The 25,485-nt window shown below is 67.7% G+C and carries 28 protein-coding genes; 22 read left to right on the forward strand and 6 right to left on the reverse strand.

From position 1 onward, the window contains the following. Positions 1-52: 52 nt before the first annotated feature. Complete coding sequence (locus OG474_RS09540; RefSeq protein ID WP_405061874.1) at positions 53-1,582, reverse strand: MFS transporter; 1,530 nt, start codon at positions 1,580-1,582, stop codon at positions 53-55. Between the two features lie 106 nt (positions 1,583-1,688). On the opposite strand from OG474_RS09540, the gene OG474_RS09545 reads away from it, so the two are divergent. Further along, positions 1,689-2,396: a TetR/AcrR family transcriptional regulator gene (locus OG474_RS09545; RefSeq protein ID WP_405061875.1), complete on the forward strand. Its 708-nt coding sequence runs from the start codon at positions 1,689-1,691 to the stop codon at positions 2,394-2,396. On the opposite strand, the gene OG474_RS09550 is transcribed toward OG474_RS09545, so the two are convergent. Continuing rightward, positions 2,393-2,776, reverse strand: coding sequence for a cold-shock protein (locus OG474_RS09550; protein WP_405061876.1), 384 nt, complete (start codon positions 2,774-2,776; stop codon positions 2,393-2,395). The genes OG474_RS09545 and OG474_RS09550 overlap by 4 nt on opposite strands. Positions 2,777-2,877: 101 nt before the next feature. Beyond that, complete coding sequence (gene larE, locus OG474_RS09555) at positions 2,878-4,365, reverse strand: ATP-dependent sacrificial sulfur transferase LarE (protein WP_405061877.1); 1,488 nt, start codon at positions 4,363-4,365, stop codon at positions 2,878-2,880. Between the two features lie 106 nt (positions 4,366-4,471). Here larE and OG474_RS09560 point away from each other — a divergent pair, with 106 nt between their 5' ends. From OG474_RS09560 to OG474_RS09570, 3 genes are read left to right on the forward strand one after another with little or no spacing between them, the layout of a single operon-like run. Next, positions 4,472-5,401 (forward strand): TauD/TfdA dioxygenase family protein, encoded by a 930-nt coding sequence (locus OG474_RS09560; protein ID WP_405061878.1) that lies wholly within the window; start codon positions 4,472-4,474, stop codon positions 5,399-5,401. A gap of 55 nt (positions 5,402-5,456) precedes the next feature. Further along, positions 5,457-6,044: a TetR/AcrR family transcriptional regulator gene (locus tag OG474_RS09565; RefSeq protein ID WP_405061879.1), complete on the forward strand. Its 588-nt coding sequence runs from the start codon at positions 5,457-5,459 to the stop codon at positions 6,042-6,044. Then, positions 6,044-6,994 carry a R2-like ligand-binding oxidase gene (locus OG474_RS09570; protein ID WP_405061880.1) on the forward strand — a complete coding sequence of 317 codons (951 nt, stop codon included), beginning with the start codon at positions 6,044-6,046 and terminating at the stop codon, positions 6,992-6,994. The genes OG474_RS09565 and OG474_RS09570 overlap by 1 nt, the downstream gene beginning before the upstream one ends. Here the strand turns inward: OG474_RS09570 and OG474_RS09575 are convergent. Further along, a complete protein-coding gene (locus OG474_RS09575) occupies positions 6,991-7,416 on the reverse strand; it encodes a winged helix-turn-helix transcriptional regulator (RefSeq protein WP_405061881.1) in 426 nt (141 codons plus the stop codon). The two genes, OG474_RS09570 and OG474_RS09575, sit on opposite strands and share 4 nt — an antisense overlap. Before the next feature lie 51 nt (positions 7,417-7,467). Between OG474_RS09575 and OG474_RS09580 the strand changes: the two genes are divergently transcribed. Continuing rightward, positions 7,468-8,649 (forward strand): MFS transporter, encoded by a 1,182-nt coding sequence (locus OG474_RS09580; protein WP_405061882.1) that lies wholly within the window; start codon positions 7,468-7,470, stop codon positions 8,647-8,649. Here the strand turns inward: OG474_RS09580 and OG474_RS09585 are convergent. Further along, entirely contained in the window at positions 8,585-9,496 is a 912-nt protein-coding gene (locus tag OG474_RS09585) for an AMP-binding protein (RefSeq protein WP_405061883.1), read from the reverse strand. The two genes, OG474_RS09580 and OG474_RS09585, sit on opposite strands and share 65 nt — an antisense overlap. Positions 9,497-9,531: 35 nt before the next feature. Here OG474_RS09585 and OG474_RS09590 point away from each other — a divergent pair, with 35 nt between their 5' ends. Next, the gene (locus tag OG474_RS09590; RefSeq protein WP_405061884.1) at positions 9,532-11,019 is read left to right on the forward strand and encodes a recombinase family protein; all 1,488 of its coding nucleotides are present in this window, start codon (positions 9,532-9,534) and stop codon (positions 11,017-11,019) included. Positions 11,020-11,810: 791 nt separating this feature from the next. Here the strand turns inward: OG474_RS09590 and OG474_RS09595 are convergent. Then, positions 11,811-11,954 (reverse strand): hypothetical protein, encoded by a 144-nt coding sequence (locus tag OG474_RS09595; RefSeq protein WP_405061885.1) that lies wholly within the window; start codon positions 11,952-11,954, stop codon positions 11,811-11,813. A gap of 339 nt (positions 11,955-12,293) precedes the next feature. On the opposite strand from OG474_RS09595, the gene OG474_RS09600 reads away from it, so the two are divergent. The 16 genes from OG474_RS09600 to OG474_RS09675 all read left to right on the forward strand — a co-directional run bounded on the left by OG474_RS09600 (position 12,294) and on the right by OG474_RS09675 (position 25,481). Then, a complete protein-coding gene (locus OG474_RS09600; RefSeq protein WP_405061886.1) occupies positions 12,294-12,725 on the forward strand; it encodes a hypothetical protein in 432 nt (143 codons plus the stop codon). Continuing rightward, positions 12,722-14,404, forward strand: coding sequence for a hypothetical protein (locus tag OG474_RS09605; protein ID WP_405061887.1), 1,683 nt, complete (start codon positions 12,722-12,724; stop codon positions 14,402-14,404). The genes OG474_RS09600 and OG474_RS09605 overlap by 4 nt, the downstream gene beginning before the upstream one ends. A 24-nt stretch (positions 14,405-14,428) precedes the next feature. Then, positions 14,429-15,820, forward strand: a complete 1,392-nt coding sequence (locus OG474_RS09610) for a phage portal protein (protein WP_405061888.1) — start codon at positions 14,429-14,431, stop codon at positions 15,818-15,820. Beyond that, the gene (locus OG474_RS09615; protein ID WP_405061889.1) at positions 15,820-16,551 is read left to right on the forward strand and encodes a hypothetical protein; all 732 of its coding nucleotides are present in this window, start codon (positions 15,820-15,822) and stop codon (positions 16,549-16,551) included. The genes OG474_RS09610 and OG474_RS09615 overlap by 1 nt, the downstream gene beginning before the upstream one ends. Positions 16,552-16,614: 63 nt before the next feature. Continuing rightward, positions 16,615-17,172 (forward strand): hypothetical protein, encoded by a 558-nt coding sequence (locus OG474_RS09620; protein WP_405061890.1) that lies wholly within the window; start codon positions 16,615-16,617, stop codon positions 17,170-17,172. A gap of 24 nt (positions 17,173-17,196) precedes the next feature. Next, positions 17,197-18,141 carry a P22 phage major capsid protein family protein gene (locus OG474_RS09625; protein ID WP_405061891.1) on the forward strand — a complete coding sequence of 315 codons (945 nt, stop codon included), beginning with the start codon at positions 17,197-17,199 and terminating at the stop codon, positions 18,139-18,141. Between the two features lie 33 nt (positions 18,142-18,174). Further along, positions 18,175-18,648 (forward strand): hypothetical protein, encoded by a 474-nt coding sequence (locus OG474_RS09630; RefSeq protein WP_405061892.1) that lies wholly within the window; start codon positions 18,175-18,177, stop codon positions 18,646-18,648. Beyond that, positions 18,645-18,917: a hypothetical protein gene (locus tag OG474_RS09635; RefSeq protein WP_405061893.1), complete on the forward strand. Its 273-nt coding sequence runs from the start codon at positions 18,645-18,647 to the stop codon at positions 18,915-18,917. The genes OG474_RS09630 and OG474_RS09635 overlap by 4 nt, the downstream gene beginning before the upstream one ends. Then, positions 18,917-19,216: a hypothetical protein gene (locus tag OG474_RS09640; protein WP_405061894.1), complete on the forward strand. Its 300-nt coding sequence runs from the start codon at positions 18,917-18,919 to the stop codon at positions 19,214-19,216. Before OG474_RS09635 ends, OG474_RS09640 begins: the two co-directional genes overlap by 1 nt. A gap of 3 nt (positions 19,217-19,219) precedes the next feature. Beyond that, positions 19,220-19,654, forward strand: a complete 435-nt coding sequence (locus OG474_RS09645) for a hypothetical protein (protein WP_405061895.1) — start codon at positions 19,220-19,222, stop codon at positions 19,652-19,654. Between the two features lie 16 nt (positions 19,655-19,670). After that, complete coding sequence (locus OG474_RS09650) at positions 19,671-20,231, forward strand: hypothetical protein (RefSeq protein WP_405061896.1); 561 nt, start codon at positions 19,671-19,673, stop codon at positions 20,229-20,231. A 147-nt stretch (positions 20,232-20,378) separates the two neighbouring features. Continuing rightward, on the forward strand, positions 20,379-20,648 hold the full coding sequence (locus OG474_RS09655) for a hypothetical protein (protein ID WP_405061897.1): 270 nt from the start codon (positions 20,379-20,381) through the stop codon (positions 20,646-20,648). Further along, positions 20,555-20,992 (forward strand): hypothetical protein, encoded by a 438-nt coding sequence (locus tag OG474_RS09660; protein WP_405061898.1) that lies wholly within the window; start codon positions 20,555-20,557, stop codon positions 20,990-20,992. Before OG474_RS09655 ends, OG474_RS09660 begins: the two co-directional genes overlap by 94 nt. Further along, positions 20,989-23,343 carry a hypothetical protein gene (locus tag OG474_RS09665; RefSeq protein WP_405061899.1) on the forward strand — a complete coding sequence of 785 codons (2,355 nt, stop codon included), beginning with the start codon at positions 20,989-20,991 and terminating at the stop codon, positions 23,341-23,343. The genes OG474_RS09660 and OG474_RS09665 overlap by 4 nt, the downstream gene beginning before the upstream one ends. Next, positions 23,343-24,179 carry a phage distal tail protein gene (locus tag OG474_RS09670; protein ID WP_405061900.1) on the forward strand — a complete coding sequence of 279 codons (837 nt, stop codon included), beginning with the start codon at positions 23,343-23,345 and terminating at the stop codon, positions 24,177-24,179. Before OG474_RS09665 ends, OG474_RS09670 begins: the two co-directional genes overlap by 1 nt. Positions 24,180-24,191: 12 nt before the next feature. Next, positions 24,192-25,481, forward strand: a complete 1,290-nt coding sequence (locus tag OG474_RS09675; protein WP_405061901.1) for a hypothetical protein — start codon at positions 24,192-24,194, stop codon at positions 25,479-25,481. Positions 25,482-25,485: the final 4 nt, after the last annotated feature.

A 25,485-nucleotide genomic window follows, 5' to 3' on the forward strand; every position in this document is an offset into this window, starting at 1 on the left:
CCTCACATCCTGTCTCCGGCCACAACTGGTGGCGTGAGACAGCAAATGACAGTCAGTGGGAAACGGCGGCGAGCTCAGTGGTGGGGGTGGGGTCGGCCGGGGTGGTGGGGCGGCGGAGGGTGAGGGTGGTGAGGACGGCTGTTGTGATGAGGAGGAGCGCTCCTACCAGGGAGATGGTGTTGAGGGAGTGGGTGAAGGCTTGGCGGGCTGTGGCGAGGAGGGCTTGGGCCGCGGCGGGCGGCAGGTGGGTGGCGGCTGCTGCGGCGGCGGGGAGGCCTTCGCGGAGGGAGGCGATCGCGTCGGTGGGCAGGGTGGCGCGGTAGGCCACCGTACCGATGGAGCCGAGGACCGCGATGCCGAGGGCGCCGCCGAACTCGCTGCAGGTTTCCATCACCGCGGATGCCGAGCCGGCGCGCTCCGGGGTGACCGAGCCGACGATGGCCTCGGTGACCAGCGACATCACCATCACCAGACCGGCCGCGAGCAAACCGGCGCCGATCAGGATCACCGCAAGCGACGACTCGACGCGGACCTGAGTCAGTACGACGAAGCCGCCGGCCCCGAGGACGAAGGCGCCACCGGTCACGTACGCACGGTCGAACCGTCGAGCCAGCGTGGTTGCGAGCGGAGCCGCACCACCGACGGCGACCGACGGTGCGAGCGACCAGAGCGCGGCCTTCAGCGGCGACAACCCCTGCACCAACTGCAGGTACTGAGTCATGAAGACCGCGTTGCCGACCAGCGCCAGCGTGCCGATCGTGTTCGCCGCGAGCGACCCACTGAAGGCCCGGTTGCGGAACATCGCCAGCTCGATCATCGGGTACGCCGCGGTCCGCTGCCGCTGCACGAACAGCACCCCGAACACCAGCCCGGCCACGATCGCGACCACCGGCAGCGAGGCCACACCGTGCGCGGCCAGCTCCTTGATCCCCCAGATGATCGGCAGTACGGCGGCCAGCGACAGCACCGAGCCGATCAGGTCGAACCGCCCACCGGTCGGCGCCTTGAACTCGGGCAGCAGCACCGGCGCGAGCACCAGCAGCAACGCCATCGCCGGAAGGTTCGCGAGGAAGACCGAGCCCCACCAGAAGTGCTCCAGCAGGAAACCACCGAAGACCGGCCCGAGCGAGATCCCGCCCATCATCACCGCGCTCCAGAACGCGATCGCCTTCTGCCGCTGACCGGCGTCGTGGAACATGTTGCGGATCAGCGCCAGCGTCGACGGCATCAAGGTCGCGCCGCCGATCCCCAGCACGGCCCGAGCGGCGATCAACTGCTCCGGATTCTGCGCGTACGCCGCGGCGACGGAGGCGAGCCCGAAGGCGACCGCACCGAAGATCAGCAGCCGGCGCCGCCCGATCCGGTCACCGAGCGAGCCCATCGTGATCAGCAGCCCGGCCAGCACGAACCCGTAGATGTCGAAGATCCACAGCTGCTCGGTGGCGGTCACCCCGAGATCCCCCGAGATGTACGGAACAGCGAAGTACAGGACCGAGACGTCCATCGAGACCAGCAACAGCGGCAGTGCGAGCACGCCGAGCGCGATCCATTCCTTGCGCCCCGCCCGTTCCGTCGTACTCATAACCCCTCCAGAACATCTGTCTACGGCGCACACAGTGTGCGCCATACACAGACGATAGCGACATCTGTCTATGATGTAAACAATCAGCGGCGAGAGGGGTACGGCGATGGAGCTACCACGGGTGCTCGAACAGCTGTGGGGAGTCGAGGGCCCGGCGCGCCCCGGCCCGAAACCGACGTTCCAGCTGAGCGACATCGGCGCGGCCGCGGTCGAGCTGGCCGACGCGGGCGGGCTGGCAGCGGTGTCGATGAGCAAGGTCGCGTCCGCGCTCGGCTTCACGACGATGTCGCTGTACCGGTACGTCGACTCCAAGGACGACCTCTACACGGTCATGCTCGAGGAGGCCTTCGGCGAGGCCCCGGTCCTGTACGGCGAGGACTGGCGGAGCCGGATGATGTCCTGGGCGGAGGCATTCCGCGACGGGCTGCGCGCGCACCCGTGGATCCTGCAGGTGCCGGTCACCGAGCCGCCGCTGTCACCCAACCAGCTGGGCTGGATGGAGTCGGCGCTGCAGGCCTTCCACGACACGGCACTGACGGCAGGTGAGAAGTTGTCCGCGATGTTGCTGGTGAACATCTACGTCCGCGGCGCCGTCCAGCTCACCGTTCACCAGTTCACGAAGTCACCCGCGGAGTCCGCGGCGGCCGACCGGCTCTACGCCGAGCGGCTGCGCTATCTGGCGACCGAGGACCGCTTCCCGGCGACCGCCGCCGGCATGCAGCGGCCCGAAGAACTCGGCATCGACTTCGGCACCGACGGCTTCAACGACGGCCTGGACACCGTCCTCGACGGAATCCAGGCCCGGATCAACTAGACGTCCAGTTTGTCGGCGACACCACGGAGCACAGTGGCGACCTGGCGGGCGGCCTTGCCGTCGGGCTGGCGACCGCGACGGTAGCTCTCGCCGAGGTTGTCGAGCAGCTTGATCAGGTCCTCGACGACCAGCTGCATCTCTTCCGGCTTCGGCCGCATCGCCTTCGCCACCGACGGCGGCGGGTCGATCAGCCGGACCTGCAGCGCCTGCTCACCCTTGCGGCCCTCGACGACACCGAACTCGACCTTCTGGCCGGGCTTGAGGTTGGTCACTCCGGCCGGCAGTGCCTCGGCGCGGACGTAGACGTCACCGCCCTCTTCCTTGCTGAGGAAGCCGAACCCCTTCTCGGAGTCATACCACTTGACCTTGCCAACGGGCACGGGAACCTCTTCGGTGTCAATCGTCGGAAGAACAGGACCGGGCGGGCGGCCCGACCGGCTACCCAGGGTACGTGACCGAGCGCCGCGGCGCCCGTGGGAAATTACCGGTACTTGTCCGGATCCTTCAGCCGCTCGTTCATCGATCCCGACCGGAACCCGCGCGGGTCGACCCGGGCCGCGGTGAACCCGACGGCGATCACCGCGTCGACGAGCTCCTGGTGGTCGACCCGGGCGATCAGCTCGTGGTCGATCTCGATGCTGCCGGCCTCCCCCAGGTCGCGGACGCGCACGTTCTGCACCCCGTACGCCGCCAGTCGCGACCGGACCGCTTCCTCGGCCCGGTCGACCCGGGCGAGCAGCGTCGGCGTGATCCGGATCCCGTACGCGATCCGGCTGGACAGGCAGGCCGCGGCCGGCTTGTCCGAGGTCGCCAAACCCCAACTGCGCGAGGCCTCCCGGATCTGCGCCTTGGTCAGCCGCGCATCCTTCAAGGGCGTGATCGCACCCCGCTCGTGCGCGGCGCGGATGCCGGGCCGGAACCCGGCGATCGCGTCGTCGGCGTTCGTCCCGGTCGCGATCGCGGTGATCCCGAACTCGTCGGCGATCGGCTGCAGGGTTTCGACCAGCTCGGCCTTGCAGAAGTAGCAGCGGTCTCCCGCGTTCGCCTGATAGCCCTCGCGCTCCATCTCGTGCGTGTGCGGCGTGACATGGCGAACGCCGAGACCATCGGCGAACCGCGCGGCCGGCTCCAGCTCCACATCCGGCAGGCTCGGCGAGATCGCCGTCGCGGCCACCACATTGGCCGGGCCGATCGCCCGCGCCGCGGCCGCCAGGAGGAACGCCGAGTCGGCGCCACCGCTGAACGCGACGACCAGCTTGTCGTAGCTCGCCAACCGCTTCATCAACGCTTCCAGCCGCTGCTCGAGCACATACGCGTCGAGCCAGGCCGGGAACTCGGTCAGATCGTTCAGTACGACGTCGGCGCCGTACCCACGGAGTTCGTCAGCCGTGAACGGCCCGGTCGCCACCGCCACCGCGACCGCCCCGGCGGCATGCGCGCCATCGATATCGGCGGTGTGGTCTCCGACGAAAATGCCCGCGTGGTGCTCGCGGAGCGCCGTACCCTTCTCGGCTCCGTGGAGGTCACCGACCGGCTCGTCGACGTCCAGCCCGAGGTGCTCGAGGTGCAGCCGCACGGAGGGCGTGTGCTTCGCCGAGACGACCATCGTCCGCCCACGCAGGGCCCGGATGGCGGCCAGCGACTCGGCCACGCCCGGCAACGGCAGGCTGCCGGTGATCGCGTGCGAGGGGTAGTGCTCGCGGTACCGCTTGACCATCGCGTCGACCTGCTCCGGGGGGAACCAGTTCGCCATCTCCCAGGTCAGCGGCGGCCCGAGCCGGCTCACCACCAGCTCGGAGTCGATGTGGACGCCGGTCTCCGCGGCGAGCAGATCCCAGACCAGCTGGATCCCCGGCCGGGAGTCGATCAGCGTCATGTCCAGGTCGAACCCGACCACGAGCTCCGGTACGTCGAAGGTCGCGACCTCCCCTTTTGCGAACGAAGGGGGCTGGATCTCGGCGGTTGACACGTCCCCAACCCTACGTCCTGCCGCCGACAGCCCGGTCTCGCATCCCGAAACCCGCCCTATGTCGAGTAAATCAGTTGGATTATGGGATGAACCCCTTGGAGGCATCATGACCGCTCAGCTCGAAGCACCCCAGATCACCGTCAGCAAGGCCGGCGGCGCGATCGGCGCCGTGATCGGCAACGTCCGGCTCGGCGGGGATCTCGCCGCCGAGACCGTGGCGGCGATCCGGCAGGCCCTGCTCGACCACAAGGTGATCTTCTTCCGCGACCAGCACGAGCTGGACGACGCCGGCCAGCTCGCCTTCGCACGACTCCTCGGTACGCCGACGCTCGCGCACCCGACCTCGCGCAGTATCGACGGCGCGGCGAACGTGCTGCCGATCGACTCCGACTACAGCAAGGCGAACAGCTGGCACACCGACGTCACGTTCGTCGACCGGATCCCCGCGATCAGCCTGCTGCGTGCGGTGACCCTTCCGGCGTACGGCGGCAACACCACCTGGGCGAACACGGTGTCGGCGTACGAGGGCTTGCCTGTTGCTTTGAAGGCTCTCGTCGATCGACTGTGGGCGGTGCACAGCAACGTGTACGACTACGCGGGGCATGCGGACGAGGGCCGGGTCGGTGGCGTCGATGTGAAGTTCGAGGAGCACCACAAGGAGTTCGAGTCGAAGCTGTTCGAGACCGAGCACCCGGTGGTCCGCGTGCACCCGGAGACCGGTGAGCGCTCGCTGGTCCTCGGGCATTTCTTACGCCGCTTCGTCGGGCTGAGCAGCACCGAGACGTCCGCGTTGTTCCAGCTGCTGCAGAACCGGATCACGAACCTCGACAACACCGTCCGCTGGCAGTGGCAGCCGGGTGACCTGGCGATCTGGGACAACCGCGCGACCCAGCACTACGGGGTCGCCGACTACGACGACCAGCCGCGCCGGCTGCACCGCATCACGCTGGCCGGCGACGTACCGGTGAGCGTCGACGGTGTCCGCAGCACGCCGCGCACCGGGGATGCCTCGCACTTCTCGTCACTTGACAACTGAGGATTGATTGTCCGACCTCTTGACACTTTGGACTGTTTTGTAAACCATCAGGGACATGGACTCGTTCGCGGACCGGACCAAGCGGCGGCTGCGTGACGAGCTGCTGGACGCTGCCCACGACGCGATCGTCGACGGTGGGTACGACGGACTCCGGATGGCCGAGGTGGCTCGGCGTACCGGAGTGTCCCGGCAGACCGTCTACAACGAGTTCAGCGACAAGTGGGGGCTGCTGCAGGCGGTCACCACGCGGGAGACGGAACGGTTCCTGCTGGAAGTGAACGCGGCACTCGCTGCAGAGTCCGATCCGATCGCCGGTTTGCAGGCCGCGGTCGAGCGGGCGCTCACACTGGCCGGGGAGAACCCGCTGGTGAAGGCGATGCTGGGACAGCCGGGATCGGACCAGGCCAGTCAGCTGCTGACCACACGGGGGCAGCAACTGCTGGAGGTGAGCCACCAGGCGCTGGATGCCCACGTCCGTGAGCACTGGCCCGAGGTGCCACCACAGGACGCGACCAGCTGCGTCGACATCGCACTCCGCGTCGTCCTGAGCCACATCGTCACGCCGGGTCCCCCACCGGCGATTGTGGCGGCGCAGCTGGCTCGCGTTCTCAGTCCCTTCCTAGTCCAGTCCAGGAGGCAGTGATGACGAATCCGTTGCACAGACAGGGTTTCAGCTCATTGAAGTCAGGTGGCTTCAACTGGGACGCACTGCCGCTGCGACTGTTCGACAAGGGCAACCGCAAGTTCTGGAACCCACGTGACATCGACTTCACCCAGGACGCTCTCGACTGGCAAGGCATGAGCGAGAACGACAAAGACAACGCGCTGATGCTCTGCTCACAGTTCATCGCGGGCGAGGAGGCAGTCACCGAGGACCTGCAGCCGTTTCTGCAAGCCATGGCAGCGGAGGGTCGCTTCGGTGACGAGATGTACCTGACGCAGTTCTGTTTCGAGGAGGCCAAGCACACTGCGGTCTTCCGGCTCTGGCTGGACGCTATCGGCGTCACCGAGGACCTGCACCGGTACGTCGAGACCAATCCGGGCTACCGGGCCATCTTCTACGAGGCCCTCCCCGTTGCACTCAAGTCACTGGCCGACGACCCCTCACCGGCCAACCAGGTCCGCGCATCCGTCACCTACAACCACGTAGTCGAGGGGACACTCGCTCTGACCGGCTACCACGCTTGGAACCTGCTCTGTACGGCGCGCGGCGTACTGCCCGGCATGCAGGAGCTCATCCGCCGGATCGGTGATGACGAACGCCGCCACATGGCATGGGGCACGTTCACCTGCCGCCGGCACGTCGCCGGCGACGCAACCAACTGGAAGGTCGTCACCGACACCATGGAGGAGCTGCTGCCCCACGCACTCGTCCAGATCCAGTGGGCGCTCGACAACTCCCCCGAACTCCCACCGGAGATCAACCCGACCGCACTGATGACGTACGCCGGCGACCGGGCCACCCGGCGTCTCGGCGCGATCGAGTCGGCCGTCGGCGCAGATGTGGCCGGTATCGACCTGGACTACTCCCCCGAGAAGCTGGAAGACGTCTTCGGCGACGAAGACTCAGCTGCGCTAGCTGCGGTTCGTTAAGGCTTTCGCACCTCAGTGTCGGCGGCCGTCACCAGACGGCCGTCGGCAGCATGCACCTCAAGCGGCCGTAGCAGTTGGCCGTCCCGGCGGTCGAGGAGCTCCGAGCGCGGCTCGCCAGGGCCGAACGAGAACGCCTCACCCCACTGACGCAACGCCACAATCACCGGGAACAGCGCCTGCCCCTTGGCCGTGAGTACGTACTCGTGCTGGTCGCCCGGCTCGAGAATTCCCTGCTCCACCAGGCCTTTCAGGCGTGCGCTGAGAATGTTCTTCGCGATCCCCAGGCTCCGCTGGAACTCACCGAAGCGGCGGCTGCCGTCGAACGCATCGCGCACGATCAGCAGCGACCACCAGTCGCCGACCGCATCCACCGATCGCGCCACCGGGCAACTCTCCTCGTCGAACCGGGTCCGCTTGACCACCTCACCACCTCCTAGTTGCAAGATGCTACCAGGAGGTCGTACGGTTTCAACATGAAACCAAGACTCTTCCTGGCGGTGTCCGCCGCGATCGCGGTCTCCACCGTCTACTTCGCCCAGCCGCTCCTGGTGACGATGGGCCAGGACCTCGGCCTGTCCACGAGCACGGTCGGACTGTTCGTGACCGTCACCCAGATCGGCTATGTGCTGGGCCTGTTCTTCCTGGTCCCCTTGGGCGATCGACTCGACCGCCGCCGGTTGATCCGCACGCAGTTCGTCCTGCTCGCGGGTGCACTGCTGATCGTCGGCTTCGCGCAGAACGCCGTCCTGCTGCTGATCGGGCTGGCCGCGGTCGGCGGGCTCGCGGTGGTCACGCAGTCGGTGGTCGCGTTCGGCGCCTCACTCAGTACGCCGGACGAACGCGGCCGGACCGTCGGCGCGATCACCACAGGCGTCGTACTCGGCATCCTGCTGGCCCGCACCGCCTCCGGAGCGCTCACCGACGTGGCCGGCTGGCGGGCGATCTATCTCGTGGCCTGCGCCCTCTGCCTGCTGATCGCCGCAACCTTCGTCCCGGCTCCGCCCCAGCAGCGCACCGACCTTTCGTACGGCGCCTTGCTCCGCTCGATCATCGACCTGTGGCGCGCGGAGCCGGTGTTCCGGAACGCCGGGCTGCGCGCCTTCTTCATCTTCGCCTCGTTCAGCACACTGTGGAGCGCCGTCGCCCTGCCGCTGACCGATCAGGGTCTGTCGCACACGGCGATCGGTGCGTTCGGGCTGATCGGTGCGGCGGGGGCGATCGCGGCCGGCCCGGCCGGGCGACTGGCGGACAGGGGCCATGGGCAACTGGTTACGCTGGTTGCCGCCGCAGTACTGGTCGCCAGTTGGGCGGTCATCTTCTGGACGCCGAAATCCCTGCTGGCACTGGCGATCGGCGCCGTCGTTCTCGACTTCGCCAACAGCACGATCCACGTCACCAACCAGAGCCGGATCTACCCGCTCCGGCCGGATGCGGGCAGCCGCCTGATCGGCGGTTACATGATCTTCTACTCGCTCGGCAGTGGCCTCGGCGCGATCGCGTCGACCTGGTTGTACGCCCACGCCGGCTGGACCGGTGTCAGCGTGCTCGGCGCGGCCTTCGCCGTCGGCGCCCTGCTCACGACAGTTCGCTTCACGACAGGCCGAGCAGGCCGACCGACTTCTCGCGCATCTCGATCTTCCGGATCTTCCCGGTGACGGTCATCGGGAAGTCGTCGACGAGCAGCACGTACTTCGGGATCTTGAAGCGGGCCAGCTTGCCGGTGGCGAACTCGCGGACCGCGTCGGCGTCGAGCCGTTCGGCGCCGTCCTTGAGCTTGATCCACGCGCAGAGCTCCTCGCCGTACTTCTCGTCCGGGACACCGATCACCTGGACGTCGGCGATGGACGGGTGCGTGTAGAGGAACTCCTCGACCTCGCGCGGGTAGATGTTCTCGCCGCCGCGGATGACGAGGTCCTTGATCCGGCCGACGATGTTCACGTAGCCGTCCTCGCGCATCGTGGCCAGGTCGCCGGTGTGCATCCAGCGCGCCTGGTCGATCGCCTCGGCAGTCTTTTCGGGGTCGTCCCAGTAGCCGAGCATGACGGAGTAGCCGCGAGTGCACAGCTCTCCCGGCTCACCACGCTCGACCACCAGACCAGTGGCCGGATCCACGAGCTTCACCTCGACATGCGGCATCACGCGCCCGACTGTCGACGTACGGCGGTCCAGGTCGTCGTCACGCCGGGTCTGCGTGGACACCGGCGACGTTTCGGTCATGCCGTAGCAGATGGCCACCTCAGCCATGTGCATGTCGGCAACACACCGCTTCATCACCTCTACCGGACACGGTGACCCAGCCATCACCCCAGTGCGCAGTGTGGACAGGTCATAGCCCTTGAAGTTCGGCAGTCCCAGTTCGGCGATGAACATCGTCGGTACGCCGTACAGTCCGGTGCACCGCTCGTCCTGGACCGCCTGCAGTGTGGCAGCCGGGTCGAACGCCGGACCGGGGATCACCATGCACGCACCGTGCGTCGTACAGCCCAGGTTCGCCATCACCATGCCGAAGCAGTGGTGAAACGGTAGACTCCGTAACCATGGCCGACGAACTCACCGCCTCCATCATGCTCCGCCTCTCGTCCCCTGACGAGGAGGACAGGACGGGCTTCGAGACACAGGAGGCGCACAGCCGCGCCATCGCCGAGCGCCTCGGTGCCCGCGTTATCGCCGTCCGGAAGGACGATGGCTGGTCCGGCGTACTCCGTCAGCGCCCCGGCTTCCTCGCCTGGATGAAGGACGGCGCCGAGGGAGCTGACCTACTCATCGCGTGGAAGTCCGACCGCATCTCCCGTGGCGGCATCGCCTCCATCGCGCCCCTCGTCGACCTTGCCAACGGGATCAACCCAACGACCGGGCTCCCGTCCAAGGCGCACCGCCCCCGCATCCTCACCGCGGAGGACGGCGTCGATTCGTCGCAACCGCGCTGGGAGACGATCTTCTCCCTACACGCCGAGGGAGCCAAGGGCGAGCGTGACGCTACCTCCGCCCGCCTCCTCGCCCACCGCGCCTCCAACCGCAAGGTAGGCCGAGCCGTCGGCGGCCGGCGCCCATGGCTCTTCGAGACCGTCCCAAACCCCCACGGTCCGGGCTCCGTACGCCGTCCCGTCGCCGCGCACGCCGATGCGGTCCGCTGGGCACTGGACCACCTCAGGAAGGGTGGCAGCAAGGCCGCCATCGTCCGCGAGTGGACTGCCCGCAAGCTGAAGCCCAAGGGCTCGGCGAAGGCCCGCAAAGCCGGCATCCAGACCGCGTGGCACATCACGCCCATCACCCGCATCCTGAACAACCCGAACCTCTACGGCGCCACCGTCGACCACGACCAACTACTCCGCAATGAGGACGGCACGGTACGCATCGACGAGGAGCAAGCCGCCTTGACCTACCTTGAGTTCGTGGAGCTGCAACACCTCCTAGCCAAACGCGCCACCTCCCGCGACCACCCGAACAACACGGATGACGCCCTCTGCGCCGGCCTGCTCTACTGCGGGAGCTGTGAACGCGTGATGGGCCCTCACCGACCGCGTAACGGCCGCGTCTGGACCTACCGTTGCCGCGGCGGCTCAGCCTGCCCCGCAACCGTCTCGGTCAAGATGGAGGACGTCGAGACGTTCCTCCTCGCCGAGTTCCGCCGCACCCTCGCCCACGACACCGAAGACCTCGGCGGCTGGATGCCCGAAGCCGTCACCGCGGACCCCGTCGAGGTCGCCAAGCTCACCGAAGCCATCACCGCCGCGGACAGCGCCCTAGAAGGCGACCTGAGCGACGACGAGGCCCTCGTAGTGTTCCGGCAACGGCGAGACCTGCGCATCCGCCTAGCCGCCCTCCAGGACGCCGCACAGGCCGCCTCGACGCCGACACACATCACCTACCGCGAGACCAAGCCCGGCCGCACCTACGGCGAGGCGTTCGACGCCGCCGAGACGATCCTCGAGAAGGCCGCGATTCTCGGTCTGGCCTTCAACAACCGCGTCACCGTCCACCGCGGCACCAAGGGCACCTTCGACCCCGACCGCCTCGAATGGTGAGGTGTGACGCAGCTCACATCGTCAAATATGAGCAGATCGCCAGATCCCGCACACTTCTATATTGGGAGACCTTTACGCGCGCACGCGAGCCCTGATGGGGCGTGCCCGGAAGCGTCTCCCCCACCCACCTCGTCCCTCGTGGACCAGGTCTTCTACGCGCACCCTCGACTGGGCCGGTTCGTCCCCGGCTAGGTGCGCAGCGCCCGCACGCCGGATGTCCGACGCGACCTGAAATCGCGGACCATTGGCAGGCCCACGCGGCGCCTTTCTGGGATCGACTCCAGCGGCCACGGCGAGGACGCTCGCACGGTGGCCCGGTCATGAGCATGACGGCAGCGCGCCAGCCCAAACGCTGGAAGAACGGGGTTCGACTCCCCGATGACCACAGCCCCGGTATCTACTGATTCACAGTCATGACCGGGCGCCGAGCCGTCGGTGTGAGTGGGTAGCGCCCACACGGCCGGTGCGCTGGACACCGATAGCGGCAACCCCGCGTCCAGCACTGGACCCGCACGGCGTCCCTCCCACGCAAGCGTCAGGCCCGGTTGAGGTGGTCCAACCTCCCCGCCCCTGCGTGGTTGAGCGGACGCCGTGCGCCCTTCTTCCAACACCCCCCACCCCCTCTTCTGTTCAATCCCCCACCCTGTTCAGTTTTAGTGAAAGCCCCTGCTTCCTGAACAAGGCCCCCTCCCCTCCGTATTTCAACAGGCAGGCACCCCATGCCATGGGCTGACGACAGTGCCCGCAGAGCAGAGCTTCCCCCTAACTGGCAGGCCATTCGCCTGCGTGTCCTACGTAACGCTCGCTACACCTGCGAGCACCGCGACCACCGCGGCGTACGCGACTGTGTTACGCGCGCCAACCAGGTCGATCACATCGAGCCTGGCAACGATCACTCCCCCGCCAACCTCCGCGCCCTGTGCCAAGACCACCACGCTGAGAAGTCCTCGCGTGAAGGCGTTGAAGCTCGCGAACGCCGGGGATACAGCGCCCGCCGGCCGTCTAGGCACCCAGGCGCGCTCAACTAACCCGAAGTCGGCTCGATCGACGCTCGACGGGGTGGGGGGCGACCCCTTCCAGCCTGGACACCAAGGCCAGTTGGCATAGCGCCTCAGGAATTGTACATGCATACAGCTTCAACCCGCGTATGCAAGTAACTCCATGTAGTGATCCCTGACTTGTCGTGTGCGAGTTCATTCCCCGGCAGCTCAACAACATCACCGCCCCTCGCGCGTCCAGGCGACGCGCTCCTAACGCTGCCCAGGAGGCCGCAAATGGCCAGAGGCACGCTCAACCCCAAGAAGCCCAACAGCGTCAACCGGAACAACTCCGGCCTCGGCGCTCACAACCACGTCCTCACCGCCGACGGCGTAACCCGTGGCCCTTCCCTCGAAGAGGCCACAGGCCGGACGTGGGACGACGACGTCAACCGCTGGTACGACGTGTGGCGCAACTCCGCGCAGGCACAGATCTTCCAGCCGACTGACTGGGCTCGGCTCGCTCTCCTCGCCCCGCTCGTCGAGAAGCACTTCGCCTCCCCGACCGGCGCGACGATGTCCGAGATCCGCCTCAACGAGGAGCGCCTCGGCGCCACCGTCGTCGATCGCCTCCGCGCCCGCATCTCCATTGGAGACGGCATCGACGCGACCATCCTCTCCCTCGTCGACGAGGAAGACGACGACGACATCCTCGGTCAGCTCTCGTGAGCCTCGCCGAGGCCGCTGTCAACGACCCGCGCTTCGCGGCAGTCACCACCCTCGAAACCTTCCCGACCGACGGCTCAGTCAAGAGCCTCGGCTTCGGCGTCATCCGCTGGATTCACGCCCACCTCCTCCAGCCCGACGGCGACGAGGCCGGCGACCCGTACCGCCTCACCCGCGAACAGATCTCGTTCATCCTGTGGTGGTACGCCGTCGACGACAACGGCAAGTTCCTCTCCCGCCGCGGCGTCCTCCGCCGCCCCAAGGGCTGGGGTAAGTCGCCGTTCATCGGCGCCCTCTGCCTCGCCGAGCTGTGCGGACCCGTCCGCTTCTCCCACTTCGACGACGGCAAGCCGGTAGGCAAGCGACACCCGCTCCCCGTCGTGGTCGTCGCCGGCGTCTCCGAGACGCAGACCGACAACACCCTCTCCGCCGTCCGCGCCATGTGCGAGGACTCCGACCTCCCCCAGACCATAGGTCTCGACGTCGGCATGACCCGCATCCTCCTTCCCGGCGGCGGAAAGCTCATCCCCCTTACCGCGTCCGCGTCGACCCAGGAAGGCGCGCGCCCGTCGTTCGCCGTCATGGACGAGCCGCACCACTGGACCGAGTCCAACGGCGGTCACAAGCTCGCCGCGGTCATCAAGCGCAACCTCGCTAAGTCCCGCGACGGTGCCGCCCGCGTCATCGAGACCACCAACGCGCACGAGCCCGACCAAGGCTCGATTGCCGAGGGCTCCTACCTCGCGTACCTCGCGATCAAGGACGGCCGCTCCAGGGGCTCCGGCATCCTCTACGACTCCCGCGAGGCTCCCCCGATCTCCATGGAGGAGATGGCCGACGAGGTCATCCTTCGCCTTGCCCTGAAGGCCGCGTACGGCGATTCCACGTGGATCGACATCGACCGCCTCGTCGAGGAGATCTACGACCCGGACACCTCCCCCGAGGACTCGCGACGGTTCTACCTCAACCAGATCGTCGCCGCGGCTAACTCCTGGATCGACCCCGACCAGTGGGACGCCAACGCCCGCCTCGATCTGCCGCCCCTGAAGTCCGACGAGCCCGTCTCGCTCGGCTTCGACGGCGGCCTCACCGACGACAGCTCGGCCCTCGTCGCCGTCCGCATCTCCGACGGCGCCCCGTTCCTCCTCGGCCTCTGGGAGAAGCCCACCGGCGCTGCCGGCGTGGGCTGGTCCATTGACAAGACCGCCGTCCGCGGCATGGTCGATTGGGCCTTCGAGAGCCTCGACGTCGTCGCGTTCTTCTCCGACGTCGCCTACTGGGAAACCGACGTCGACAACTGGCGCGACGAGCACGGAGAAAAGCTGTTGCTCAAGGCCACCACCCGGCACGCTGTCGCGTTCGACATGCGCGGACACCAGTCCGAAACCACACGCTCTATCGAGGCTCTGCACCGCGCCATCACCGACGGGGATCTCCCGTGGGGCCCGCACAACCTCGACGACAAGCGAGACGGCGCCGCCGCTCTCCGTCGCCACGTCCTCAACGCCCGCCGTCGTGTGGGCCGCTTCGGCGTCTCGTTCGGCAAGGAGTCGCGCGAATCCCCCAAGAAGGTCGACGCACTCGCCGCGCTCCTCCTCGCCCGCATGGCTCGCACCCGCGTCCTCGGCGAAAACGTCCTCGCCAAACGCCGCAAGCCCGCCGGCAAGTTCCACAGCTTCTAACCCGCCCCTGAAGGGAGCGACCTTATGGCTCTCGCCCCCGAAGAGGTAGCCAAAACCGCGCAGGACATGGCGTCCCAGCTCACAAGCTCGCTCCAGAAGGACGCCTTCCTCGGGAAGATCCGCCGGTACCTCAAGGGCGATCACGACCTCCCCTACATGCCGCGCGGCGCCACCGCGGAGTACAAGGCCCTCGCCGAGACCTCCATTACCAACTGGCTCCCGCTGGTCTCCGAGACCTTCTCGCAGGGCCTCGCTGTCAGCGGCTACCGGACGCCGTCCGCCGAGGCCGACGACGCCGCATGGGCGCACTGGCAGCGCAACGGTATGGACGCCCGGCAGAGTGTCGTGCACCTCGCCGCTCTGGAGTACGGCGCGGCCTACGTCCTTGTCCGCAAGGGCGACCCAGACCCCTCGATCAAGGCCCTTCACCCAACCCGCGTGTGGGCGCTGTACGAGGATCAGGACGACGACTTCCCCGTCCTCGCCCTCATCAAGAACGGCGTCTCCGCCCAGGGCTCCGAGCTGTACACCCTCCTCGAAGGCCCGAACGTATGGGACATCGAGAAGCCCAAGGGCCAGGACAACTTCAAGGTCATCGGCGAAGGCCCCATCGCGCACGGCTTCGACAAGCCCCCGCTCGTTCGATTCCGCGACCGCCTCGACGGCGAGAACGTCGGAATCATCAAGCCCCTGATGACGATCCAGGACCGCATCAACACCGCGGTCTTCTCGCTCATGATCGCCATCCAGTACGCCTCGTTCCGGCAGCGCTGGGCGACCGGACTCGACGTCCCCATCGACCCCGAGACCGGCAAGGCCGTTGAGCCCTTCAAGGCCGCCGTTGACCGCCTCTGGATCAGCGACTCACCGGACACCAAGTTCGGAGACTTCGCACAGACCGAGGTCGCAGGGCACATCTCCTCGTACGAGCAGGCCGTCAGCTCGCTCTCCGCCATCGCGCAAACCTCGCCTCACGTCTTCCTCGGCGACCTCATCAACCTCTCCGCCGACGCTCTCGCCGCCGCGGAGAAGGGCACACAGCGCAAGCTGAAGAGGTTCCAAACCCTGTTCGGCGAGTCGTGGGAGCTGGTCCTCAAGCTCGCCGCCATCGCCGCCGGCGACCCCGTCAACGAGGGCACCGAGACCGCTCAGGTCCAGTGGGCCGACACCGAAGCCCGCTCCCTCGCTCAGACCGTCGATGCCCTCGGCAAGATGGTCCAGATGCTCTCGGTCCCGGCCGAGGGTGCATGGGAGATGATCCCCGGCGTCACGCAGGCCACCATCAAACGCTGGCGTGCACTCGGCTCCAACGACACCGGCCTTCGCCAGCTCGCTGACGCCATCTCGCGCCAGACCGCCCCGCCGCCCGATCCGGCCACCGCTGAACCTCCGGCGGAGCCCCCGGCGGCTGCCTAGTGTCCGCTGAAACCCTCGCTCTGACCAACGCCTACCGCGTCGCTCAGGCGAGGGCAGCCGGCACCGTCGCAGCACAGGCAACCATCGCCTTCCGCACCCTGCTCAACCCCGCGGACCTCAACGGCACGTTCCCGCAGTATCTAGCCCTTCAGAACCTCCTCGTTGGTGCAGGCCGCCGCGAGACTGCCCAGCTAGCCGCCGCGTACTACACGTCGCACCGATTCGCCTCCGGCATCCCCGGCGCCGCTGAGATCGTCTTCGCCGATCCGCTCACGATCGAGCAGACAGCCGCCTCCCTGCTCTACACAGGCCCGGTCACCGTCAGGACGACCCTGGCCAAGGGCGCGACCATCGAAGCCGCCATGCGCGCGGCCGAGTCGTCCACCCTCGGCGCCATCTTCCGCATCGTCGCCGACGGCGGCCGAAACACCATCCACGCAACGACTCTCCGCGACACCAAGGCCCTCGGCTTCGCCCGCGTCACCGACGGCAAGCCCTGCGCCTTCTGCGCGATGCTCGCCTCCCGCGGCTTCGTCTACAAGTCCGAAGAGACAGCCGGCGGCCAGTACCACGACCGCTGTGGTTGCTTCGCGCAACCGATGTATCGCCACGACGACGCCGTCCCCGGCAGAGGTCAGGAGTTCTCCGACCTCTGGTCCGCCACGACAGGCGAGTTCTCCGGCGCCGAGAAGGCCCGCGCCTTCCGCCGCGCGTACGACGCGCAGCGCTGACCACCACCCCCACATCTTGCGACCGGCAGGCCCGGCCGCTCCGCGTTCCCAGGAGGAACACCCATGCCCGACGCCCCCGCCACCCCGGCCACTCCTGCGACTCCCGCAGTGACCCCGGAGGCCACGGCTACACCGGCAACCCCCGCGACCCCGGCAGCTCCCGCCGCGGAAGCGACCCCGGCCGTCGTCTTCGACGGACCGTACGACGAGGACCGCGCCAAGAAGAAGATCGAAGCGCAGGCCGACGACCTGAAGAAGGCCCGCGAGAAGCTCGCCGCCTTCGAGGCCGCCGAGAAGACGCGCGCCGAAGCCGAGATGACCGAGCTACAGAGGGTCCAGGCTCGCGCCGACGCCGCCGAGAAGGCACTAGCCGCGGCGACCGCACAAACCCTCGTTGCCACCCTCGCCGCTGAGTTCGGCGTCCCCGCCGTCCTGCTGACGGCCGCCGATGAGGCCGGCCTTCGCGCGCAAGCCGAAGCCATCAAGGCCCTTCTCCCGGCAGGCACTCCGGCTGCGACCCCGCCCGGCCGGCCCGCTCCCGCGGCCACTCCCGGCACCGGCGGCGCACCCGCCACCCCCCTGGACGCGGCGGCTATGGCCGACCGAATCCGCTCCATCTGACCCTAGAAAGGGCCACCCCACCCCATGGCTAACACCCTCTACACCGCGCCCGACGTCGTGGCCCTGGCGAACGCTCTCGCCTCCAAGGACCTCGTCCTCGCGCAGACCATCAACCGCGACTACGAAGCCAACTACGGCGGCGGCAAGGGCACCAGCGTCAACGTGCGCGTGCCCGCCGTCCTGAAGGCTCGCACCCGCGACCTGACCGAGTCCGGCGTCACCGGCCAGAACTCCGCGTTCGTCGTGGACACCGTGACCGAGACGACCTTCACCGTCTCGCTCGACGAGAACCCGTACAGCGTCGTGGCTCTGAACGACCGCGAGCGCACCTTCGAGCTGGAGGACTTCGGCCGTCAGGTCCTGGCCCCGCAGATCGACGCCCTCGTCGACTGGGTGGAGTCCAAGGTCGCGGCCGAGATGACCGCCCTCGCCGAGACCGCGACCATCGCCGCCGGTGGCGCGTACGACCCGCTGGACCCGACCAAGACCTTCACCGCGATCCGCAAGCTCCTGCGGGACAACGGTCTGCCGACCACGGGCCTGATGGCCGCGTGTGGCACCAAGGTCTACAAGAACCTCGTCGACGCCAAGGTCTTCTCCGACCTCGGTACGCAGGCGACCAACCCGAGCACGGGCGCGCGCCCGGTGGCTGGCTTCGAGACCTTCGAGACCAACCGCCTCGCCGAGGACGACATCGTCTTCTACCACAAGGCGGCCTTCACCCTGGCCGTCCGCGCCCCGCAGGCTCCGAACGGCGCTCCGTTCTCCGCGTCGGTGTCGAGCAACGGCTTCGCCATGCTCCACATCCAGGACTACGACTCGCAGATCGGTTCCGACCGCTCGCTCCTGTCGACCTTCATCGGCACGCAGTACATCCCGGCTCGCAAGGTGGATCGCTCCGGCGCCACCGCGGTCATCGCCACGGTTCCGTCCGCGTACCGGATCAACACCACCACGGTCGCCGCGTAATCCTCGCCCCTCAAACCTCCTAAGCGAGTCACGATGACACTTCCCCCTCTCGCCACCGTGGCCGACATGGAGGTCCGCCTCCGGGTCGAGGTCGGTTCTCTAGCCGGTCTCGACCTGGTGGCCGCGCAGACGTCTCTCAAGGATGCGTCTGCGCTCGTCCGCTCGGTCTCCAACCCAGTCACATGGGTGGACCCCGACGACGACTCGATCACCGCGCCGGACGAGGTGCTCACCATCATCGTCCGCGCGGCGGTCCGCGACTTCCGAAACCCCTCCGGCGTCAACAACGAGGCCATGGGCTCCGGCGCCTACAGCTACACCTTCGCCGCCGGCGAGGCGACCGTCTACCTCTCCGAGGACGAGGTCGCCATGATCAAGAAGGCCGCGAAGAACTCCGGGACAGATCCCGAAGCCTGGAAGGGCGTCGGCACAATCCGCACGCCCTCCGCGTACTACGACCCCGGCACAGGCCCGCCTGACCCGTTCTACGGGCGGTGGACCCTGTGAACTTCCCCGACACCATCACCGTCCTCCGGCCCACTGAGACCGATGCCTACGGCAACGAGGGCGTCAACTTCGACAACGCCGACGAGCACACCGAGAAGTGCTTCGAGGTCGTGCAAGGCACTCTGCTCCTCCTCCCCCCGTCAGCCGACGTCCGCAAGGGCGACCGCTACCGGCTGGGAGACGACACCTTCGCCGGAGATCCCGCGCTGATCCGATCGCCCTCCGCCTCGAAGCTCTGGCAGATCCCAATCTCCCGACTGGAGGACTGATGGCCGCCACCCGCATCAAGCTCGACAGCGCGGGGATTCAGGCAATGCTTCGGTCCGCCGAGGTCGCCGCCGCTATCCACGCTGTTGCCGAGAACGTAGCTGACAACGTCCGCGCCGACCCCAACATCCTTCGCCGCGGCATCGAAGGCGAGGTCTCCGTCGACGACTACGTCACAGACCGCGCCGCCACCTCCGTCACGATCACCCACCCTGCCGGCCTCGGCATGGAGGGCAAGCACGGCGTTCTAACCAAGGCCGCCCGTGCGGCGGGCCTTGAGGTCAAAGCGAAGAAGGCGTAGCCCATGTCAGCGCCTCCCGTGACCTTCCCCGACGCGCTGATCGTTGCCGTCGGCATCCTTCGCGACGGCCTCCCCGACTCCGTCAAGGTCGGCACCATCCCGCCGGAGAAACGCCCCGCCGATAAGCAGGGCCTCCCCTACATCCGCGTCACCGTGGACAGCCCGGCCGACGTCCGGTACCCCGTGGCCCGCACCGACTTCCTCCGCGTCGTCGTGTGGAACACCTCGGCTGCCAACTCGCTCGCCCTCGCTCAGACCTGCCTCGCCGTACTGATGGCGTTCCCAGGCAGCTCGATCTGTCGAGGGTTCGCCAACCCCATCGGCCCAACGCCCGCCTCCGATCCGGACGCCGGCCCCCTCGTGAACCGCGCATCTGACGCCGGTTCGCCCTTCGCATTCCTCACCGTCGCGGTTCGCCTGCGGCCTATCTCCCTCTGAAAGAGGTATCCACACAATGGCTGGAGACCCGACCAAGGCTTCCCTCTGGGCAAACGCTGACGTCTACTACGCCCCCGTCGGCACTACCGCGCCGACCGACACCTACACCGCCCCGGCCGTTGCCTGGAAGCTCGTTGGCCTCCTCGACGGTGACGAGGGCATGACCGAGGCCCGCGACGAGGACACCTCCGAGCACTACGCGTGGGGCGGCATCCTCGTCAAGTCCACGCGCAGCAAGCACAAGCGGACCATCAAGTTCGTCGCGCTCGAAGACAACGACAACGTCTTCGCCCTCGTCAACCCGGGCAGCGACCGCGCCGCCGCGGACGTCAACGGCGTCGTCGTCGACACCGTCCGCGTCCCGGTCGCCCAGGAGTACGCCTTCCTCTTCGAGGTCCGCGACGGCGACAAGGTCCGTCGGCGCATCGTGAAGCGCGGCGAAATCACCGAGGTCGGCGAGATCAAGGACTCCGAGGCCGACCTCACCGCCTACGAGATGACCACGACCCTCTACCCCGAGTCCGACGGCGAGCTGTACAAGACGCTGACCGGCCCGGCGGAGGACCCGACTCCGTAGTCCTCCCCTCTACCGGAGGCGCCGTCCCCCTGCGCGGGGCAGGACGGCGCCTCCATCTATCTGCCCTCTAACCCGGACTTACGCCCAGCTAAGTCCGGGTTGTTGCCCCGCGCCCCCATTCTCCCTTCAGGTAAGGAAGCCCCGCGCATGTCCAACGACCTCCCCGCCGCCAAGGCCGAAGCGACCGACGCCCCGGTCACCTTCCCCTACGGCGACAAGACCTACACCGTCCCGCCCTCGATCAAGTGGCCCGTCTCCGCCCTCATGGCCTTCGAGGACGAGAAGATCGCCACCTTCTGCCGAGCCCTCCTCGGTCCCGTGCAGTGGACGGCGTTCATGTCCACCGACCCGGACGTCCAAGACATCTCCGGTCTGATGGAAGCCCTCGGCGAGGCGTCCGGTATCTCGGGAAACTGAACGGCCTCGGTGCGCTCCTCCGCGAGCACAGCGGCGCTGTAGAGGCTGACTTCCTGCGCTTCTACGGCATCGACCTCCTCGACCTCTGGCGAGGCCGTCTCTCCCTCCGCCGCGTCTCCCATCTCGCCGCACACCTCCCCCGCGAGTCGGCCACCTACAAGGCCCTCGGCGGCGAGCACGCGAAGTGGACCACCGAGGCCGTCCTTCTGGCCGATCTCTTCCACGCCTGGACAGGCACCCCGCATCCGTCCCTCCCCAAGGACACCAGCTCCGCCGACCGTGCCCGTGACGTCACCGCGCGTCTGAAGGCCCAGCGCGCACGGCTCGAAAGGAACAAGCAGTGAGCAACGTCGGCTACGGCACTCTCCAAATCATCCCCTCGGCCAAGGGGTTCAAGGCCCTCCTCGACAAGGAGGTCAACGGGCCCCTTGGCAGCGTAGGCGACAAGGAAGGCAAGGCCGCCGGCGGCAAGTTCCGCAGCGGCATCCTCGGCTCCCTCAAGGGAATCGCTGGCCCCATCGCCGCCCTCGTCGCGGGCACCGCCGTCATCGACTTCTTCAAGGACGCCGTCAACGGCGCCTCTGACCTCTCCGAGTCGACCTCCAAGGTCGGCGTCGTCTTCAAGTCCTCGGCAGCTCAGATCCTCCAGGCTAGCCAAACCTCCGCGAAGGGTATGGGCCTCTCCAAAGAGGCGTACCTCGCGGCTACCGGCACCCTCGGCAACCTTCTCGTCTCCCTCGATCTGGCGCCCCAGAAGGCCGCCGACATGTCCCAGCAGATGGTCAAGCTGGCCGGAGACCTTGCCTCGTTCAACAACGTCTCTCCCGAGGAAGCGCTCGACGCCCTGAAGGCCGGTCTGACCGGCGAGGCCGAGCCCCTCAAGAAGTTCGGCGTCAACATGAACGACGCCACCCTAAAGGCCCAGGCCCTCAAGATGGGGCTGATCAAGAGCACCAAGGACGCGCTCAACCCGCAGACCAAGGCTCTCGCCGCGCAGGCGCTGATCATGGCTCAGACGAAGACCGCCCAAGGCGACTTCGCCCGCACATCCGGCGGCCTCGCGAACCAACAGCGCATCCTCGCCGCGCAGTTCCTCGACGTGAAGGCGAAGGTCGGCGGCGCACTACTCCCGATCATCACCACCCTCGTCACGTTCCTCAACACCAAGGCCCTCCCGATCTTCTCCGAGATCTCGGGCGGCGTGACCGCCTTCGCCTCCGCGTTCTCCAACGCTGGCGATGGCGTCACCTCCTCAGGCTTCGCCGGCGCGATGGAGCGCGTTGCAATCGTCGCTCGCACGGCCATCGACACCATCCGCGCCAAGGTTCTCCCGGTCCTCCAGGAGATCGGTCGGAAGATCATCTCCAACGTCGTCCCCGGAGTCGTCGGTCTCGTCAAGGCCATCGCTCCCCTCGTCGTCAGCGCCGCCAAGCTCGCGCTCTCGATCGGGTCGAAGGTGCTCCCGGTCGTCATCAAGCTCGCCACCCTCATCGGCGGCAGCATTCTCACCGGATTCAAGGAACTCGGCACCTTCGTCGGCAACAACGCGACGACCTTCCAGTCGCTGGCCGTCGCCATCGGAGCGGGACTCGTTGTCTGGAAGGCATTCCAGCTCGCGCTAGCCACCGGTGCAGTGATCATGAAGGGCATTGCCATCGTCACCCGCGCCTTCGCGGTGGCGCAGGGAATCCTCAACGCCGTAATGGCTTTGAACCCCGTCCTGCTCGTAGTGATCGCGATCGCCGCTCTCGCCGCCGGCCTGATCTACGCCTACAAGCACAGCGAGACCTTCCGGAAGATCGTCAACGCCGTCTTCTCCGCGGTCAAGGACTTCGTCGTCGGTGCGGTCACCGCTGTGAAGGACGCCGTAGTCACCGCGTGGAACGCGATCAAGTCCGCCACCTCCGCTACGTGGAACGCCATCAAGGCCGCGGTCAACTTCGTCGTCAACGCGGTGGTTGCCTACGTCAACGGTCTCCGCGCCAGCGTGGTCGCCGTATGGAACGCGATCAAGACCGCGACCTCCGCCACGTGGAACGCGATCAAGACCGCCGTGTCTGCGGTGATCGGCTTCGTTGTCTCGTACGTCACCGACCGCATCAACCTCGTTAAGGCCGTCATGTCGGCCGTGTGGACCTTCATCAAGTCCGCAACCTCCGGCGCCTGGAACGCCATCAAGACCACGGTCTCCGGCGCCATCGACGGTGTCGTGTCCACGGTGTCCGGCATCAAGAAGCGCATCACCGGAGCCATCGGCGACCTCACCGGCACGCTGCTATCCGCCGGCAAGGACCTTGCACGCGGCTTCATCAACGGCATCGGAAACCTCGTCGGCGACGCCGCCAACAAGGCCAAAGAGCTGGCGAACGCCGCCAAGGACGCCATCACCGGAGCCCTCGGCATCCACTCGCCGTCGAAGGTCCTAACAGAAGTCGGTGTCTTCGCCGGTCAGGGATTCGCCAACGGCCTCAAGAAGTCGACCGGTCTCGTCACCGCTGCTTCCCAGGCCATGGCATCCGCAGCCATCCCGCGCGCCTCACTGCCCATCCGGTCCGCCTCCAACGGCGGCGCGATCACGAGCGCGGCTTCTCAGGTCGGCGTCGGCAACGACATCGACATCACCGTCAACGGTCAGAACGACCCCGAGGCAACCGCCCGAATCGTCGGCCGCAAGCTCGCCGACCTAGGAGTCTGATGTCCGGCCCTTACAGCGCTTCCCTCGGGTCGCTTCTCCTCGGTGACTTCGATGCTGACGGCAACCACTGGATTCTCTACGACATCGAGGGTTGGCACGCACCCGGCTCGTCGGGTGAGACCACGCAGCGCACCGCCCGTCACGGCGGATGGCGCAACCGAGCGTTCTACACGCCGCGTGGTCTCACCCTCCGGGGCTCCGTCGTCACGTCGGTCCCCAACGTGGGCGACATCCTCGACAAGCTCGTCAGCGCCATCCCCCTCGACGTCCCCGACGCCCTCACCGTCTACGGCGTCAACACCGACGACCGCCTGATCTACGTGCGGCAAGAGGGCGACCCCGACATCCGGATCGTCTCGCCCCGCGAGGCGTCCTTCTCCATCGGTCTCGTCGCCGACGACCCACTGAAGTACGGCTCCATCGAACGGGCCGAATCGACCAGCCTGCCTAGCTCTACAGGCGGGCTGTCCGTCCCCTTCTCGGTGCCGTTCAGCATCGACTCCGTCACCGTCTCCGGTGTCGCGCAGGTTGACAACAACGGCAACGCCGCCACCTTCCCGCGAATCATCATCTACGGCCCCGTCAGCGACGCCCGCCTCACCAAGGTCGCGACCGGCGAATCCCTCTTCATCGATCTCGACATCGCCGCCGGCGAGTACCTCGATCTCGACTTCACAGCGCACACGGCCTACCTGAACGGCACCGCGTCTCGTCGCGGCAGCGTCTCCGGCACGTGGTTCGCGCTTGACCCCGGCACGACATTCGTCGCCTTCAACTCGCCCACGTACTCCGCGGACGCCGCCGCTCAGATCATTTGGCGCGACGCGTGGAAGTAAGGACCTCCCTCCATGACCGTCGGTACCCCGGCGTGGCTTGCGGCTAGCGCCGGCCTCCCCACCTACGACGCCACCGAACTCCGCGTCATCGACACCTTCTTCGCCTCGTACGACGGCGCCGTCCTCGGCGCCCGAGAGGGCACTCGCCCTGGCGGCAACCCGCTGGCCGTCACTCTCTCAGGCTCTCCGCTCAACTGGAACGTTGCCGCTGGCATCGGTGCCGTCTCCGGGATCGCCACCGGCGCCCTCGGCATCTACATCGTCCCCGTCACCGCGACGGAGACCGGAGTCGTCCCCGCCGCCGACGTGACCTTCCCCCGCAAGGACATCATCGTCCTCTCGGTCAAGGACGCTGAGAACGGCGACGCGACCCGAGAAGCCCTCGTCGTCTACATCACCGGCACCCCCGCCGCCGTCCCCTCAGCTCCCGCAGTCCCCGGCAAGTCGCTCCTCCTCGGCACGGTCGACGTCCCCAAGGTTGGCGCCGGCTCCCCGTCCGTTGTCCAGAGCAACAAGTACACCGTAGCCTCCGGCGGCATCCTCCCGACCGCAACGCGGCCGACAAGCACCTACCCGGGCCTCTCCATCTACAACCTGACCTCAGGCCAGATGGAGTACCACAACGGGACCACGTGGATTTCCTTCTCAACCGCCCAGCCCGTCACGACGATCTTCACCGCATCCGGCACCTGGACCAAGCCCGCGGGCGCCAAGTACGTCGAGGTCGAAGTAGTCGGCGGTGGCGGCGCTGGCGGAGGGGGCAAGACCTCCGTCGGCGGCAGCCACTCCAAGGGCGGCGGCGGCGGCGCTGGCGGCTGGTCCTGGAAGCGCTTTGACGCAACGGCACTCGCCGCGACCGTCACCGTCACCGTTGGTGCGGGTGGCGCGGCCACCGCCGGAGCCGACGGCCCCTCCGGTACCGCCTCATCCTTCGCCCACTCCACGCCCGTTGCTGCCAACGGCGGAGCCGGCGGAGCTAGCTCCAACACCACGACCGCCGCATTCGCCATTGCAGGCGGCGCGGGAGGCACCGCGTCCGGCGGCGACATGTCCGTCACCGGTTCCGGCGGCTCCCTCGGATTCGGCTCCGGCGCCCTCTGCGGTTCCGGAGCGGGCGGCGCTAGCTACTACGGCGGTGGCGGCCGATCCAAGGCGTCCGCGTCCAACACGGCCGCCGACGTCGGCGACATCGGAGGCGCTTACGGGGCTGGCGGTGGCGGCGCATTCATCAACGGCGCCGGAGCTGCCAACGCTGGCGGCGCTGGCGGTCCTGGCCGCGTCATCGTCACGACCTACTTCTGATCCA

Origin of the sequence: Kribbella sp. NBC_01505, assembly GCF_045040285.1 — a bacterium.
In the GTDB taxonomy this organism is placed as follows: domain Bacteria; phylum Actinomycetota; class Actinomycetes; order Propionibacteriales; family Kribbellaceae; genus Kribbella.

Bases quoted from the DNA above. Each gene is read 5' to 3' on its own strand.
- OG474_RS09580 (WP_405061882.1), top strand. From the start codon at position 7,468: ATGAAACCAAGACTCTTCCTGGCGGTGTCCGCCGCGATCGCGGTCTCC.
- OG474_RS09630 (WP_405061892.1), top strand. From the start codon at position 18,175: ATGACACTTCCCCCTCTCGCCACCGTGGCCGACATGGAGGTCCGCCTC.
- OG474_RS09645 (WP_405061895.1), top strand. From the start codon at position 19,220: ATGTCAGCGCCTCCCGTGACCTTCCCCGACGCGCTGATCGTTGCCGTC.
- OG474_RS09655 (WP_405061897.1), top strand. From the start codon at position 20,379: ATGTCCAACGACCTCCCCGCCGCCAAGGCCGAAGCGACCGACGCCCCG.
- OG474_RS09570 (WP_405061880.1), top strand. From the start codon at position 6,044: ATGACGAATCCGTTGCACAGACAGGGTTTCAGCTCATTGAAGTCAGGT.
- OG474_RS09545 (WP_405061875.1), top strand. From the start codon at position 1,689: ATGGAGCTACCACGGGTGCTCGAACAGCTGTGGGGAGTCGAGGGCCCG.
- OG474_RS09590 (WP_405061884.1), top strand. From the start codon at position 9,532: ATGGCCGACGAACTCACCGCCTCCATCATGCTCCGCCTCTCGTCCCCT.
- OG474_RS09540 (WP_405061874.1), bottom strand. From the start codon at position 1,582: ATGAGTACGACGGAACGGGCGGGGCGCAAGGAATGGATCGCGCTCGGC.
- OG474_RS09625 (WP_405061891.1), top strand. From the start codon at position 17,197: ATGGCTAACACCCTCTACACCGCGCCCGACGTCGTGGCCCTGGCGAAC.
- OG474_RS09610 (WP_405061888.1), top strand. From the start codon at position 14,429: ATGGCTCTCGCCCCCGAAGAGGTAGCCAAAACCGCGCAGGACATGGCG.
- OG474_RS09560 (WP_405061878.1), top strand. From the start codon at position 4,472: ATGACCGCTCAGCTCGAAGCACCCCAGATCACCGTCAGCAAGGCCGGC.
- OG474_RS09620 (WP_405061890.1), top strand. From the start codon at position 16,615: ATGCCCGACGCCCCCGCCACCCCGGCCACTCCTGCGACTCCCGCAGTG.
- OG474_RS09640 (WP_405061894.1), top strand. From the start codon at position 18,917: ATGGCCGCCACCCGCATCAAGCTCGACAGCGCGGGGATTCAGGCAATG.
- OG474_RS09585 (WP_405061883.1), bottom strand. From the start codon at position 9,496: ATGGTGATGGCGAACCTGGGCTGTACGACGCACGGTGCGTGCATGGTG.
- OG474_RS09675 (WP_405061901.1), top strand. From the start codon at position 24,192: ATGACCGTCGGTACCCCGGCGTGGCTTGCGGCTAGCGCCGGCCTCCCC.
- OG474_RS09600 (WP_405061886.1), top strand. From the start codon at position 12,294: ATGGCCAGAGGCACGCTCAACCCCAAGAAGCCCAACAGCGTCAACCGG.
- OG474_RS09565 (WP_405061879.1), top strand. From the start codon at position 5,457: ATGGACTCGTTCGCGGACCGGACCAAGCGGCGGCTGCGTGACGAGCTG.
- OG474_RS09650 (WP_405061896.1), top strand. From the start codon at position 19,671: ATGGCTGGAGACCCGACCAAGGCTTCCCTCTGGGCAAACGCTGACGTC.
- OG474_RS09670 (WP_405061900.1), top strand. From the start codon at position 23,343: ATGTCCGGCCCTTACAGCGCTTCCCTCGGGTCGCTTCTCCTCGGTGAC.